The sequence below is a fragment of the Frankia sp. R82 genome (genome assembly GCF_023716925.1).
Classification (GTDB): domain Bacteria; phylum Actinomycetota; class Actinomycetes; order Frankiales; family Frankiaceae; genus Frankia.
On the sequence record NZ_JAMQQG010000210.1, the window covers coordinates 22,834 to 37,108 of the forward strand.

Genomic DNA, 14,275 nt, shown 5'->3' on the forward strand with positions numbered 1-14,275 from the left:
GCGGCGTCACCATCCCCCTGGCTGTCCACCGGACCGACGCCGGGCGGCACCTCGGTTGGATCGAGCGTGAAGGCCTCGTCCTCACCGTGAACGGCGGTACCCCGATCACGGTGAGGACCGCCGGGTTGTCGATGCCCTGGTCGTCACGATGACCTGTACGCCCTGACCGAGGACCGGTCCGGCGACCGAACACGCCGTCCACCTTCATGGCACGCGCCCCGGCAGGGTAGCCGGCTGGCGCATGGCCTGCGGGCGACAGCACTCCCGCCGGCGCCCGCATCGCGGGACCAGTCGCGATCGAGCGGCTCCGTACTACCCGCCGGAGCCGGTGCCGGCCGGCTGGGGTGCGTTCTGGGAGTCGAGGACGCGGAGCAGGTCGAGCGCCGCCGCGGCCGGGCTCCCCGGCTCGGCCGTGTAGACGACGAGCCGCTGGTCGGCCTCGGGCAGATGCAGCACGTCGCAGTCGACCTCCACCAGCCCGACAGTGGGATGGGCGATCCGCTTACGCGCGCTGCGGCGCTGGCCGGCGCCTCGCTGCTGCCAGCGCCGCTCGAAGTCCGGGCTGATCCGGCGCAGGTCGGCGATCAGGGTGCGGACACCCATGTCCTCGGGGTAACGGGCCGCAGCGACGCGCAGGTCAGCCACGATCTGGTCGGCCCACGCGTCCTCTTCCTCCGGTGCGCGGACCAACCGGCCGGGCGGACCGGTGAACCGCCACCAGGCCACGTTACGGTGCCCGGGTGGCCAGGCCGTGAAGTCGCCGAGCAGGGCCGCCGCGAGCGGATTCCACGCGATGGTCTCGCCCTTCGCGTCGCACAGGATCGCCGGATCGGACAGTCGGCCGATCAGTCGCAGAACACTGGGTCGAACGGTGCCGTCTATGCGGCCGGCACGCGGCGGATGGGTGCCCGCCAGGTCGAACAGATGGTCGCGTTCGTCCCCGTCGAGGCGCAGCGCCCGGCCGAGCGCGGTCAGCACCGACCCGGACGGACGCGGGCCGCGGCCCTGTTCGAGCCGGACCAGGTAGTCGGGCGAGATGCCGGCAAGCAGCGCCACCTCCTCCCGCCGCAGCCCAGGGGTGCGTCGGCGTGGTCCCTGGGGCAGCCCGACCTCGTCCGGGGTGAGCCGGGCGCGCCACGTCCTGAGCATGGCTGCGAGTTCGGCGCGGTCCATGGTTTCCAGAATGCACCCCACCCTCAGGTCTTCCCGCAACCCGGCTGCCTGGGATCGTCCGTCCCAGGTTGAACGGTCCCTGGCCGGGTTCCGCTCCCTGCCACACAGTGAACCCATGACCGACATCGTTCTGATCACCGGGGCCAACAAGGGACTGGGCTATGAGACGGCGCGCCGGCTCGGTGAGGCGGGGGCCACGGTCCTGCTCGGCGCGCGTGACCCCGAGCGCGGCCGGGCGGCTGTGGCCACGCTCGCCGCGGCCGGCATCGACGTTCGCCTCGTCGCCGTCGACGTAGGCTCCGACGAGGCTGTCGAAAAGGCTGCAGCCGAGATCGATGCCGAATTCGGCCGTCTCGACGTACTCGTGAACAACGCCGGGATCATCGGGGCGCGGGTCCCGGTTCCCGAGGTTCGGCCGGAGGACTTCCGGTCCTGCTACGAGACGAACGTGTTCGGCCCGGTGCGGGTGACGCAGGCCTTCCTTCCGCTGCTCGCACGATCGGAACTCCCCCGGATCGTGATGGTGTCCAGCGGAATGGGCTCCCTGACCGTTACCACCGACCCGCAGCGGTTGGAGTCGAGCATCCACAGTCTGGTCTATCCGTCCTCGAAGTCCGCACTGAACATGATCACCACCCAGTACGCGAAGGTCCTTCCCGCGATGAAGGTGAATGCGGCCGACCCTGGTTACACGGCGACCGATCTCAACGGCCGTTCGGGACACCAGACCGTCGAGGAGGGCGCGGAGATCATTGTGCGGCTCGCGACGCTGGGGGCGGACGGGCCGACCGGCGGCTTCTTCGACCGCCACGGGCGCGTCCCCTGGTAGACCAGCTGACGCAGCCGCGCCCAGGACGGCTCGCCGATGTCGAGTTCCCTGAGGCCGGCCAGAAACTGGTCGCTGGCACAGGTGAAGGCCACCTCGACCAGCTCGGTTCTGGTGCGGAAGCAGTACTGCACCTGGGCCGACGACGCTCCTGCCGCGGCAGCCACCGGTGGCCGGCGATGCGGCCGATCGACCACCTGGGTGGCACCCGCCCGCCCACGCCGCACGTACCGCGGCGGCCGATGGCCGCCGATGGCCGACGGCCGGCGCGAGTACTGGTCCCGGCGGCCATGCCGAGTTCCGCCCGACATGGCCGCGCGGGCCGCACGGCGGCTAGGGCGTGACCGTCAGCTGAGTGCTGACGCTGGTGCCGTTGGCCGTCGCGGTGAAGGTGACGGTCTTCGTGGTGCTGACCCGCCTCGCGGTTGTGACGTTGACCGTGAGGTTGGCGGCCCCGGCCGGAATGACGATCTGCGACGGAACTCTGGCGACCTGCGGGTTGTTGGAGCTGAGAGTGACCGTCGTCCCGCCCGCCAGCGCGCCGCTACTCAGGACCGGGAGCAGCTTGGCCGTGTTGCCGAGGCTGTTACCGGCCTTGACCGTCGTCGGCAAGGCAGTCAGACCGATCAATGTCGGCTGCACCTCGCCGCTGCTCCCGACGTCGCGCACCTGCAGATACATGGATGTCGGCGTGGAGCCGTTCGTGTCAACGGGGGCGGTGAGGGCACCCGTCTCGACATTCAGCATTTTCGGGCTACTGGTGCCCGTGGCGAGACGGAAACGTGCGTCCGGATACCCACCGTCGGCGGTGGAGAACTGGATGCTGTACCAGCCTCCGGTGGGAACGCTGCCGTTGAACTCGCCCGGATACAGGTTGGCTCCGGCAGTCCACCAGAACTGCTCCGCCTCGCTCAGCGTGACGGTCGGGGTGGCGTCACTCACCGCGGGGAAGTCGCGTTCGATCTGGGCCACCCGTTCACCCGGCAGCCCGGTGGCCGAATTCACCCCGTAGAAGCGGAAGGTGGCATGCACCGGCTCCGGTGACTGGTAGCCGAAGGCGAAGGAGCTGATCAGATGGCTGCCACTGAACGGAACGTCATCGGCGAGCTCGGTGTCGCCTTCGGCGTAGTAGGTCGGGTAGGTGGGCGTACCAAGACTGATATTGCTGTAGAACTGGGTCTCCTCGGCGGCCTGGCCGACACCTGCGGACATCGCCAGTACCAGCGCCGCGGAGCTGCCGACGACCAGCTTGCGCAGCCCGTTGCGCCTGGCGTGGGTGCGCCGTTTCGTGGTGGTGGCTCCCTCGGCCGAGCCTAGCGGCGCGACGGCCGAAGTCGGCAGTGCCCGGGAGGTGCGGCGGTGTTTTCTCATGCCCTCCGATACGACCCCGGTCTCGATCCGGTTCAACGTCCGACTGTCTGAAACGGCGCTACCTGGGCTGCCAGGGACAACTACCAGCGTCGCAATTCGTTGATGCGCCGGCAGTATGCCGTGGAGCCCCGGACGGTGCCCGGGGCCCTCGACCTGCCAAGAACTACTCGGCATCGTGGGAATACTTGGAACCTTCGTCGGAAGGTACTGGGTCAGCCGCCTTCGATTGAATTGCCGTCGGGTCCGACGACGAACCATTTGCCACCGAACTTGTCGATTCCCTGCCCCATGACGGCCCCGGCCGTGGTGTCCTTGGCGAAGCGGTACAACGGATGGCCGTGGTAGGTCGCCTGAAGCGTGCCGTCCGCTCGGGTGGTCGTGCCGATCTCGCTCGACGTGACCCCGGTACCGGCTTCCGGCGCCTGGGACACGACGTAGGGCGGCCATGCCTTCGCGCAGTTCTCCGAACACATGGAGGTGGCGCCCTGGTCGGCTCCGAACAGGTAGAGCGTCCGACCACCGCCGTCGACCAGGATCGGGCCGAACCGGCTGGTGCTGACGTCCAGCGTGGCGACCGGTCCGGAGGTGGTCGCGCCGCCGCTGGTCGGGGTGCTGGTCGGCGACGTTGCCGGAGCCGATGAGGTCGTCGCGGCCGTCGTGCCGCCCGCGGCGGTGGCCGACTCCCCGTCGCTGCCGCAGGCCACCAGGACGAGGCCTGTCGCGCCAAGGGACAGAACCATCGCGGCGATCTTCTTCATGCGGTCTCCCGATTCGGCCGCCGGCACCGCGGACAGGGCGTCCGCTGCCAGGCGGCATTCGCGTGCCGATTCGTCCCGTAGCTCTACGAGCCCGCGCCCCGAATCGGTTCAACGGCGCCAACAGTGACGAGCATCACTCGAAATCGCCGGCGACCGCGCCAGGGCCACTCCTCGAGCCGTTGAACCGAACCGAGCCGGCCGTCGTACACCAGGGGCGGGCGGCGACCGTCGTTCTCCGTCAGGGTCGTCCTCTGTCAGGGGTGTCATGCGAAGAAGGGTTTCCCGCGAAGCATCGGACGCGGAGGAGGAAGCGATGGCCCGGTTGTACCGGGACCATCACCGGGTGCTGTTGTCATTCATCGGCAAGAACGTCGACGACCGTCACCGCGCCGAGGACATCGCGCAGGAGACGCTGTTGCGAGTCTGGCGCAATCTCGACTCGCTCCGGCCCGACGGAGTTCGTTCGTACCTGTTCACGATCGCCAGAAACATCATCACGGACGCCTGGCGGGCCGAGCAGCGACGGCCGTCGCTCGTCGACGACGGCGGCGAGGTCGTGGTGACCGTTCCCGTCGTCGACGACGTGAGCCAGGCCATCGAGACGTGGGTGGTCGCGGAAGCGCTGGATCGTATTTCGCCCGCGCACCGGGCCGTCGTCCAGGAGCTGTACTACGAGGGAAGGACGGTACGCGAGGCGGCAGCCCGCCTTTCGCTGCCAGAAGGCACCGTCAAGTCTCGTGCCTACTACGCGATCCGCGCGCTGCGGGACGCGTTCGAGGAGATGGGGGTCGGTCGATGACACCCGAACACGACGAGGTTAGGTTCCTGCTCGGAGCCTTCGTCCTGGGCGGTCTGGATGCCGGCGACCGGAACGTCGTCGACGCCCATCTCGCCGGCTGCGCCGGTTGCCGTGCGGAACTCGAGGAGACCGCGTCGGTTCCCGCGCTGCTGCGACGTCTGCCGGGCGCTGCGGGGGACGGTGGGCCCGCCCTGGGCGACCTGCTCCAGCGGGTGCGCGCCGAACGACGGTCGGTTCGCCGAACCCGCGCCTGGCGCCTCGCGGCGGTTGCTGCCGTGCTCGTCGTGTGCGCTGGAATCGGTCTCGTCGTGGACAGTCCCGCGGCCAACCCGCCGGCGGGGCAGTCAATCCCCTTCGTCGCCGCGGCGGGCATAACGATCACCGGTCGTGCCACGCTCACCTCGAAACCATGGGGAACGTCGCTGGCAGTCGCCTTCGCCAGCCTTCCTGGCAACGGCCCCTTCGCACTGGAGGTCGCCAGCGTCGACGGCAGGACGGAAAGAGCAGCCAGCTGGTCGTCGACGCCGACGACGAAGGCCGCGGTCGTCGGGGCGAGCTCGATCCGAGCGGACGCCATCGACGTGGTTCGAGCCGTCGGCCGGGACGGCTCGGTGCTCGCCGTCGCACACCCGCGGCGCGGCGCGTAGACCATCGTCGGGTCTGGTCGGCGAAGTGCCGTCATCGTCCACGCCGGGTCCGACAGTCCCCGATCGTGACCATCTGATCTGGGCCGGCCAGGTTCCAGCGGGCGGGCTGGCAGGCACGGTGTCAGTATTCGGCCGGGGGACGTCGGCACCGCTCCCGGCGGCGTGGCGGGCAGCGGCCAGCCCACGGATCAGGGGCAGCCACACGAGCAACGGGCAGCCGACGGCCGACGGCCGGCCAGACTCGCGGGGACAGGACAACCGATGACGAGACGGCGGTGACCGGGCGAACGGCGCACGCCGCACAGCCCGCCCTGGCGCGCGTCCTGAGTGGGCGGATGCTGTTGTTCCTCGTGCTCGGTGATGTCCTCGGATCGGGAATCTACGCGCTCATCGGGCAGATCGCCGCCGACGTCGGCGGGATGATCTGGGTACCGTTTCTGATCGCCTTCGCGCTGGCCTTCCTCACCGGGACGGCCTATGCCGAGCTCGTCGGCAAGTATCCCCGGGCGGCCGGAGCAGCGCTTTATGCCAACGAGGCGTTCCGCCGGCCGTTTCTCACCTTCATGGTCGGCTTCACCGTGCTGTCCGCCGGGATCACCTCCACCGCCACGGCCGCGCGGGCCATCGGGGGCAAGTACCTCGCGGAGTTCATGGCGGCCCCGCCGGTCCTCGTCGCGGTCGTGTTCATCCTGCTGACCGCGGTCCTCAACGCCCGCGGGATCGAGGAGTCGGCCCGGGTGAACCTCGTGCTCACCGTGATCGAGCTGGCCGGCCTGTTGCTGATCGTCGGGATCGGCGTGCACGCGTTGGCCACCGGAGCGGGCAAACCGGAACGGGCCTTCGAACTGCGCACCGAGGGGCCTGCGCCGCTCGCCCTGCTCGCCGGCACGACGCTCGCGTTGTACGCGATGCTCGGCTTCGAGAACTCGGTGAACCTCGTCGAGGAGGCCCGCCGGCCGCGCCGGGACCTGCCCCGGGCGCTGTTCGGCGGCATGTTCATCGCCGGCACGGTCTATCTGTTCGTCGCGTTCACCTGCGCGATGCTGGTGGATCCCGACACCCTCGCCGGCTCCGGGGCCCCGCTGCTGGAAGTGGTGAAGGCCTCCGCCGTGCCGGTGCCGTCGAGGCTGTTCGCCGCGGTCGCGCTGGTCGCGGTCGCCAACACGGCCCTGATGAACATGGTGATGGCCTCCCGGCTCGTCTACGGCATGGCCGCCCAGGGTGCGATCCCGGCCGTCTTCGCACGGGTGCTGCCTGGCCGACGCACCCCGCTGACAGCAATCGGCTTCGTGACGGTCCTGGCGGTGGTGCTGGCCAGCACCGGCCAGCTGGCCGGCCTTGCCGACACCACCGTCGTCCTGCTGCTGCTGGTCTTCTTCGTCGTCAACAGCAGCGCGCTGGCGCTGCGGCGCGAGCCCGCCCCGCCGGGCGCCTACCGTGCTCCCACCTGGGCCCCGGCGCTCGGCGCTCTGTCCTGCGCGGTGTTGGCCTCCCCGCTGGTCCACCGCGAGGGCACCGTCTACCTGCGCGCCCTCGGCCTGCTTGCGTTCGCCGCCGTCCTCTTCCATGCCCAGAAGGGTGTCGGCAGTCGGTTCCGCACGCGCGAGTCATCGGGTGCCGCGCTCCAGCGGGTGTCTCCCCCGAGCGACTGACACCGCACAGCGGGCCAGTCGCTGAAGATCGCGGCACGAGACGGGTGGCTGGAGCTCGTTCCGGCACAGAGGCTCGCGCTGGCGCCTCCACTCCCGCTGGTCGCGACGGCGTCGCCCTCGGCGGCTTTTTCCGGCAGGCCCGCGCGCTGGCCGTGTCACGTCCGCCTGGTCAGTCCTGTCCGGCCAGCAAAAGCAGCTTTCCGGTGGTCTGCCGGCTTTCCAGCAGTCGATGCGCCTTCGCGGCGTCGCTGAGATCGAACACCTCCTGAACGGGAATGACGAGTGTTCCGTCGGCTACCAGGGCGAGCGCCTGCTCCGTGGCCGGGGCGACGAGCTCGGGGGCGGCGAGTGCCAGATCGATGCTGCTCCAGCCCATGACCGCGACGTTGGCCAGGGCGAGTGCCATCGGTGACGGCAGGGACTCCGGCATTCCAGCGGCCGATCCGAACTTCACCAACCGCCCCATCGGGGCAAGCGCGGCGAGGCCCGCTTCGAAGACCCGGCCACCCACCGAGTCGAGTACCGCGTCGGCGCCCCGGCCACCCGTCGCGCTGTGAACGGCTGTCGCCAGATCTGCGTGCGGCACGACGATGTCGTACCCGTGGGCCCGGGCGGCCTGGACCTTGTCGGCCGAACCCACCGTCCCGATGAGAACGCTGACGCCGAGATGCCTGGCGACAGCCGCGATGGCCGCTCCCGCCCCGCCCGCGGCGGCGGAGACGACGACCACCGACCTCGGTCCGACTCGGGCCAGCTCGGTCAGCATCGCCACCGCGCTCGTCCCGATCGTCACGGCCGCCGCGGCGGCCTCCAACGACATGCCGGCGGCAGCGCCGACGAGCGGGAACACCCGCGTGGCCGGGACATTCACGAGCTCCGCGTACCCGCCGACGATCGTAAAGGCGGCTACCGCGGTGCCGACGGAAAGATCAACGACGCCCGGGCCGACAGCGGCGACGTGACCGCTCACGTCCAGGCCTGGGACGAACGGCAGGGCGGGCACCGGAACGGCTCCGCGTCGTTGCAGCACCTCGACGAAGTTCACGCCCGCGTACGCGACCCGCACGGCGACCTCGCCCGGGCCGGGCTCGGGCTGGACGAGGTCTCGCCGGATCAGGACCTCTGGCCCGCCGGTCTGGTCGAATCCGACGGCGCGGTGTGGGCGCCCGGCGCCCGGCGCCTGCGTCAGGGGCGTCGGTACGAGGGAACCAGGACTCGGTGCGTTCGACGTCTCACTCATGGGAAAGACGCTCTACGGCCACGCCCCAACTGGGAAGTACCCACTCTTTGGTAAGCTACTTTCCTCGTGGACTACGCTTCGGTCGTGGATCACACGTCTCACGACTCGGGCCCCCGGCCCCTGGTGGCGTCGTCCGGCCTACCAGCCGACGTCTACAGCGCCGGCTGTCCCACCCGGGATGTCCTGGATCATCTCGCGAGCAAGTGGACGATTTTGATCATCGACAGGCTCGGTACGGGGACGTATCGGTTCGCGGAGCTGCGCCGCGCAATTGACGGAATCTCCGAGAAGATGCTTGCGCAGACCCTGCGTCGCCTGGAGCGAGATGGCCTGCTCACCCGGACCGTGTACCCGGAAGTCCCACCGCACACCGAGTATGCCCTCACCCCCCTCGGACGCAGCATCAGCGCACCTATCGCATCGCTACGCATCTGGGCCGAGCGGAACATCAACGACGTGATTGCAGCGCGCAGCACGTACGAGTCCAAAAACGGAAAACCTACTGCGGGACCGCCACGCTGATCTGTACGCCCCAGCACACATCCCGAGTCGTCTGCTGACCTTCAGCCCGTGGACAGCACGTCGGCAGGGCCGCTCCCCCACCGACGTCCTCCGCCGGTCCGGAAGCCGGGATCCCGGCGGTCAGAATGCCGCGCGGGCGGCACCGGAACCCAGGACAATGCGGTTACGGTAGGAGTAGTCCCAGGTCACGTCAGGTCGGGTGTCCGCACGGACCGCCCTCCCGCTCCACACCACTCACCTGCTGGCAGCCGCAAGCAGCCGCAGTCTCGCGGCGAACGCGCCGGCAAGGACATTGCCCACCATGCCACCGAGGCCCCAACCGACCAGCAGCCATGTCGTGTGGTGGGAGGCACCCCGACGGGCGAGGAACGACGGTCGGGGTGCACGGCACCCGCGACCTGGCCAAGGGCACCCTGCGGGGTCTCCTGAGCGAGATCGGCCTGACACCTGAAACGGGGCCCGGTTCAGGCGACATCCGGGCTTTGTACGCTCACCGTCATGAGCGTGGGTGACAAGGGGGCAGGGGCGCGGACCGCCACCGCGCCGGACATTCTGACTGTCACCGACCACGTCGCGTGGCGCGCCTGGCTCGACGTGAACGAGGACGTCTCCGACGGCGTCTGGCTGGTCCTGGCCAAGAAAGGCACCACATCGCCGACCTCGTTGCGCTACGACCTCGCACTCCAGGAGGCGCTGTGCAGCGGCTGGATCGACGGGCAGAAGAAGAGCCGGGACGCCGCCACCTTCCAGATCCGCTTCACCCCACGCCGTAAGACGTCACTGTGGTCGCAACGCAACACCGCCCTGGTGGCGCGGCTGATCGATGAGGGCCGGATGCGGCCTCGGGGCCAGGCCGAGGTCGAGCGCGCGCGGGCGGACGGACGCTGGGACCGGGCCTACCCGGGGGCGGCGGACGCCCAGATCCCCGACGACCTGGCCGCCGCGCTGGCGGCATCCGCCCCGGCCAGCGCGGCGTTCGTCGCCCTGACCGGGGCCGATCGCTACTCCGTCCTGCACCGCCTGCTGACGGCCTCGAACCCGGCGACCCGCGCCACCCGACTCGCCGCCCTGCTCGCGGCACTGGAGGGGGGTCGTTGACGCAGCGATCTCCGGTCAGCTGAGGAAAGCCACGTAGGTCGAGCGGTAACGCTACGCGTTACTTGACGGTTTCCACCCCATCCCAGGCCCGCGGAGCAGCCCGGTGCAGACGACGTCGACCAGGCGGCCTCGTCCGGCCGGATCGTCCGGGTCTGCCTGCCTGGCCAGACAGCCCGCGACGAGGGCCATCACGTCGTCGGTGTCGACGTCGCGCCGCACGGCACCGGCCCGCTGCGCACGTGTCAGCAGGCCGGACATCGCCCCGACCACGTCGCGCTCCGGGCCGGACGCGGCGGCCTTGAGATCGAAGCCGGAGCCGATGAGCGCTTCGGCCAGGCCGTGGTTGGCGGCGCCCTCGGCGACGAGCACGGCGAAGAACCGCGAGAACGCGCCCCCGGCATCGGCCGCCGTGTCCAGCTGCCGCGCCAGGTCGACCAGCCCCTCGACGCGGCTTACGAAGACCGCGGCGAACAGCGACTCCTTGGTCGGGAAGTGGCGGCTGACGGTGCCCGTTCCAACCCCCGCGCGACGAGCTATCTCATGCACCGGCACCGACAGTCCCTCGTGCGCGAACGCGGCGAAGGCAGCCTCCAGGATCCGGGCGCGGTTGCGGCGGGCGTCGGCACGCAGCGGCCTGCGCTGCCCGCCGGCCTGGTCAGACCCGACTCCATCTGTGGCAGGCGGCATCTCGCGTCCAGACAGTTCGTCCTCCAGTTCGCCCTCCCGGGTTGACAAGCGGGATGACCGTCCCGGAAAGTATCCGGGACGGTCATCCCAGTTATGTCGACGATACGCATCTCCGGTCACGCCAGCGTCTCAGACCGTCTGCTCAGCGCATGGCGTCCTGGACCGGACCACGCCCAGGAGGACTGGTATAGGTGAGCCGGAGCGCCAGCCGATGGACCGCGGCCGACATGCCGCGCCAGGACGACCGGACCATCGTCATCACCGGCGCGAGCAGCGGGGTCGGCTTCGAGACCGCACGGCTGTTCGCCGCCAAGGGGGCCGAGGTCATCCTCGCCTGCCGCGACCACACCCGTGCGCGGCGGGCGATGGATCGCATCACGCAGGGCGTACCCGGCGCTCGGGTCGAGGACCTCAGCCTCGACCTCGCGTCGCTCGTCTCGGTGCGCGCGGCGGCTGCGGAACTGCGGTCCCGGCATGGGCACATCGATGTGCTGATCAACAATGGCGGCCTGATGTGGGCGCCACGGGGAACGACCAACGAAGGCTTCGAGACGCATTTCGGTACGAACCACATCGGCCATTTCGTGTTCGCCGGCCTGGTGCTCGACCTGCTACTCCCGGTGGCCGGGTCGCGGATCGTCGTCGTGACCAGCCCGGCACACCGGGCCGGTTAGCTCGACCTCGACGACCCACCGTCCGGCCCCACCGAGCGGTACCGGCCCATGGCCGCGTACAGCCAGTCGAAGCTGGCCAACATACTGTTCGCCCTGATGTTGCAGACGAGGCTCGCCGAGGCGAACGCGGCCACCACAGCGGTCGCCGCCCATCCGGGTGGCGCGAGAACCGAGCTCAACCGGACGATGCCGCTGCTGTTCCGCGGCAAGTCCTGGGGGTTGGCACGCCCCATCACCCACCCGGCGGCGATCGGCGCGTTGTCGCTCGCACGAGCCGCCGCCGATCCCGCCGTCGCGGGTGGCAGCTATGTGGGGCCGGGAGGCTGGCGCGAGTTCACCGGCTACCCCACCCTGCTGACGCCGAGCGAATCCGCCCGCGACCCGCGGTTGCAGCGACACCTGTGGCAGGAATCGGAGCGCCTCACCGGCATCACCTACCGCTTCTCGCAAGCGGCTGCGCCTCGTCTCGCGGGCGAGCCGCCGCCGCCGAGCGCTCCGCGAAGGTCGTGACGGTCTCCCGCAACGCCACGGAACGAGGACGCCACGGAACGAGGACGCCATGTGCGAGGGCAGCTCACCGCGCGATGACCCCAGGTGAAGCAGGACCGCGGCGATGGTGGCACCGAGCTCCCAGCACGCCTCGCGGGCGGCCTGTCCAATTTTTCGATCATCGAGCTACCCGGGCTCCGACGCGCGTTCCGAACCGAGGTTCAAGGAGGGCGGGGAGCCTCGCTGAAGTGCGGGCAGAATCATCTCGACCAGTGCGGTGACGTCGGCGTCGGCCATTGGCTCGCCGGTCATGCCCATCCGGTGGAGCAGGGTTCCGACCACGACGTCGGTGAAGAGCAGGACCCGAGCCTCCGGCTCACCGAGCGCATCCTGGAGTGCCAGTCGATACGGCTCCTGCAGCCGCGCGGACAGGATCTCGCGCAGGGCCGGGTCGCTGACGGCGTCACTGAACACGCCAGCGAACGCGTCGCCCACCCCGGGTTCGCCGATCTTCGCCGCGATCCAGTGGATGGCCGAGGACATGATCTCGGCTCGGCTGGCGCCCGCCAGCGGCGGCGGCGGGCCGAAGGCGTTCAGGAGGCAGTCCACGATCAGCTCGCCTTTGGACGGCCAGCGCCGATAGATCGTCGTCTTGGCGACACCAGCCACCGCAGCGATGCGTTCGACGGTGGCGCGCGCGTAGCCGAACTCGTGGACCGCGCTCAGCGTGGCGGCGAACACCGCGGCGTGAACGCCTGTGCGCGGACGGCCGGGGGGTCGGGCGGAGACGGCCGATGCCATGGACACATGATACTGGTTTCGCTACCGCGGGTTTCGATACCGAGGGTCGCGGAACTACCTTTCCCGGGAAAGACCATGAGCGAGAGCATGACTACGGGGCGCCCGTCGGAGCCGGACTGGTTGGAGATGACGGCCGAGGAGCTGGTCGCCTACCGCGACGCGGAGAACCGCTTTCGGGCGTCCAGCGCGGTACGGGCGATCAGCGGAGATCCGGATCCCGGCGCCGCGATTGACTGGCAGGAGGTGGCGCTGCCCGGTCGCGGACTGTCCGTCCGGGTGTACCGTCCGGCAACGCGCGTCGGCGGAGGCGTCGAGCTGCCGTTCGTGCTCCACGTGCACGGCGGCGGGTTCGTGGGTACGGCGGTGCAGAGCGACCGGGTCAACAGCCACCTCGCCGCCCAGGTTCCCGCGGTCGTCGTCTCGGTCGAGCACCGACTCCTCGACCAGCGGACTCCGCTATCGGCGGCCGTCGCCGACGGCTGGTCCGAGCACACCTCGTTGGCTGACGTTGCACCGCTGGAGCCACGACGCGTCGATCCCGGATCTGTGCCGTCCTGTCGTTGACGCCGTCCAGCCCGTCTCGCGCGGCACCGACCATGAGGCCGTCGACGGGCAGGGATCGCGACCCATCCACCTGGAGTGGACATGACCGATGACAAGATCGACGGTGCGGCCCTGGACGGTGTTGCGGCTACGTGCCTGTGGACGCTGCGCAACCGCGCCGAGGAGTCGATGCACCCGGGCTCGGCGTTCCACGATCCGCTGGCGGAGCGCCTCTACCGCGGGATCGATTACGACTACGAGCGATTCGGCAAGCCCAGCCAGAGCCATCCGCTGCGCGCGCTCGCCCTGGACATCGCCATCCGCACCTATCTGGACCAGCACCCCGCCGCCACGGTGGTCGCCCTCGGCGAGGGTCTGCAGACCACCTACTGGCGCCTGGGACGGCCTGGCATCACCTGGCTGTCCGTGGACCTGCCACCCGTGATCGACCTGCGCCGCCGTCTGCTCCCCCGGGAGCCACGTATGACCGAAATCCCGGCCTCGGCACTGGACCACTCCTGGATGGACACCCCCGATCCGGCGCTGGGGGTGTTCATCTCCGCCGAGGGACTGTTCATGTACCTCGAACGCGGCCAGGTGATGACCCTGATTGCCGAGTGCGCCGCGCGGTTCCCCGGCGGGCAGCTGTTCTTCGACTCGATACCTGCTTCGCTCAGCAAACGGACGATGAAGGGCTACCGCTTGTCGACCCGCTACACCACGCCGCCCATGCCGTTCAGTCTGTCGGTCTCCGGGGCCGCCCGCCTACCCGCGCAGATCCCCGGCGTGGCCACCGCCGAAGACCTCCAGCCGCCGCTCGGCCGCAGGGCATGGCGGTCGAGAACACTCCGGAAGATCGCGGTCCTGCCCGGCCCGCGTGACCTGCGCCCGTCGATCGCCCTGGTGAGTTTCGCTGCCCCGCCCGAACGGTAGGCCCGGTACCCTGCCCAGCGAGTCCGGGCGGCGTACGGGCTGCCCTGCACGGCATCGACAGC

At 70.0% G+C, this 14,275-nt stretch carries 16 protein-coding genes; 10 read left to right on the forward strand and 6 right to left on the reverse strand.

All coding sequences use genetic code 11. From position 1 onward, the window contains the following. Positions 1–312 precede the first annotated feature (312 nt). A complete protein-coding gene (locus tag ND747_RS16770; RefSeq protein WP_251734538.1) occupies positions 313–1,194 on the reverse strand; it encodes a helix-turn-helix transcriptional regulator in 882 nt (293 codons plus the stop codon). Between the two features lie 94 nt (positions 1,195–1,288). Between ND747_RS16770 and ND747_RS16775 the strand changes: the two genes are divergently transcribed. Continuing rightward, complete coding sequence (locus tag ND747_RS16775; protein WP_251734539.1) at positions 1,289–2,002, forward strand: SDR family oxidoreductase; 714 nt, start codon at positions 1,289–1,291, stop codon at positions 2,000–2,002. A gap of 330 nt (positions 2,003–2,332) precedes the next feature. Here ND747_RS16775 and ND747_RS16780 read toward each other — a convergent pair whose 3' ends face one another. Then, positions 2,333–3,370 carry a hypothetical protein gene (locus ND747_RS16780; protein ID WP_251734540.1) on the reverse strand — a complete coding sequence of 346 codons (1,038 nt, stop codon included), beginning with the start codon at positions 3,368–3,370 and terminating at the stop codon, positions 2,333–2,335. Positions 3,371–3,582: 212 nt separating this feature from the next. After that, a complete protein-coding gene (locus ND747_RS16785) occupies positions 3,583–4,128 on the reverse strand; it encodes a hypothetical protein (RefSeq protein WP_251734541.1) in 546 nt (181 codons plus the stop codon). A 313-nt stretch (positions 4,129–4,441) separates the two neighbouring features. Here ND747_RS16785 and ND747_RS16790 point away from each other — a divergent pair, with 313 nt between their 5' ends. The 3 genes from ND747_RS16790 (at position 4,442) to ND747_RS16800 (ending at position 7,226) form a co-directional block, all read left to right on the forward strand. After that, positions 4,442–4,927 (forward strand): sigma-70 family RNA polymerase sigma factor, encoded by a 486-nt coding sequence (locus tag ND747_RS16790; protein ID WP_251734542.1) that lies wholly within the window; start codon positions 4,442–4,444, stop codon positions 4,925–4,927. After that, on the forward strand, positions 4,924–5,574 hold the full coding sequence (locus ND747_RS16795) for an anti-sigma factor (RefSeq protein ID WP_251734543.1): 651 nt from the start codon (positions 4,924–4,926) through the stop codon (positions 5,572–5,574). The genes ND747_RS16790 and ND747_RS16795 overlap by 4 nt, the downstream gene beginning before the upstream one ends. A gap of 275 nt (positions 5,575–5,849) precedes the next feature. Further along, positions 5,850–7,226, forward strand: coding sequence for an APC family permease (locus tag ND747_RS16800; protein WP_251734544.1), 1,377 nt, complete (start codon positions 5,850–5,852; stop codon positions 7,224–7,226). A gap of 169 nt (positions 7,227–7,395) precedes the next feature. Here ND747_RS16800 and ND747_RS16805 read toward each other — a convergent pair whose 3' ends face one another. Further along, positions 7,396–8,466, reverse strand: coding sequence for a zinc-binding dehydrogenase (locus ND747_RS16805; RefSeq protein ID WP_251734545.1), 1,071 nt, complete (start codon positions 8,464–8,466; stop codon positions 7,396–7,398). Between the two features lie 84 nt (positions 8,467–8,550). On the opposite strand from ND747_RS16805, the gene ND747_RS16810 reads away from it, so the two are divergent. Then, positions 8,551–8,988: a helix-turn-helix domain-containing protein gene (locus ND747_RS16810; protein ID WP_251734546.1), complete on the forward strand. Its 438-nt coding sequence runs from the start codon at positions 8,551–8,553 to the stop codon at positions 8,986–8,988. A gap of 498 nt (positions 8,989–9,486) precedes the next feature. Further along, entirely contained in the window at positions 9,487–10,086 is a 600-nt protein-coding gene (locus ND747_RS16815) for a YdeI family protein (protein WP_251734547.1), read from the forward strand. A gap of 51 nt (positions 10,087–10,137) precedes the next feature. Here ND747_RS16815 and ND747_RS16820 read toward each other — a convergent pair whose 3' ends face one another. After that, positions 10,138–10,773 (reverse strand): TetR/AcrR family transcriptional regulator, encoded by a 636-nt coding sequence (locus ND747_RS16820; protein WP_251734548.1) that lies wholly within the window; start codon positions 10,771–10,773, stop codon positions 10,138–10,140. A 191-nt stretch (positions 10,774–10,964) separates the two neighbouring features. On the opposite strand from ND747_RS16820, the gene ND747_RS16825 reads away from it, so the two are divergent. Together ND747_RS16825 and ND747_RS16830 are read left to right on the forward strand one after the other, a co-directional pair. After that, positions 10,965–11,447, forward strand: coding sequence for an SDR family NAD(P)-dependent oxidoreductase (locus ND747_RS16825; RefSeq protein WP_251734549.1), 483 nt, complete (start codon positions 10,965–10,967; stop codon positions 11,445–11,447). A gap of 48 nt (positions 11,448–11,495) precedes the next feature. Next, positions 11,496–11,957, forward strand: a complete 462-nt coding sequence (locus ND747_RS16830) for a hypothetical protein (protein WP_251734550.1) — start codon at positions 11,496–11,498, stop codon at positions 11,955–11,957. A 165-nt stretch (positions 11,958–12,122) separates the two neighbouring features. On the opposite strand, the gene ND747_RS16835 is transcribed toward ND747_RS16830, so the two are convergent. Beyond that, positions 12,123–12,737, reverse strand: coding sequence for a TetR/AcrR family transcriptional regulator (locus ND747_RS16835; protein WP_251734586.1), 615 nt, complete (start codon positions 12,735–12,737; stop codon positions 12,123–12,125). 87 nt (positions 12,738–12,824) lie between these two features. On the opposite strand from ND747_RS16835, the gene ND747_RS16840 reads away from it, so the two are divergent. Together ND747_RS16840 and ND747_RS16845 are read left to right on the forward strand one after the other, a co-directional pair. Continuing rightward, complete coding sequence (locus tag ND747_RS16840) at positions 12,825–13,301, forward strand: alpha/beta hydrolase (protein ID WP_251734551.1); 477 nt, start codon at positions 12,825–12,827, stop codon at positions 13,299–13,301. 81 nt (positions 13,302–13,382) lie between these two features. Beyond that, positions 13,383–14,213 (forward strand): class I SAM-dependent methyltransferase, encoded by an 831-nt coding sequence (locus ND747_RS16845; RefSeq protein ID WP_251734552.1) that lies wholly within the window; start codon positions 13,383–13,385, stop codon positions 14,211–14,213. Positions 14,214–14,275 lie beyond the last annotated feature (62 nt).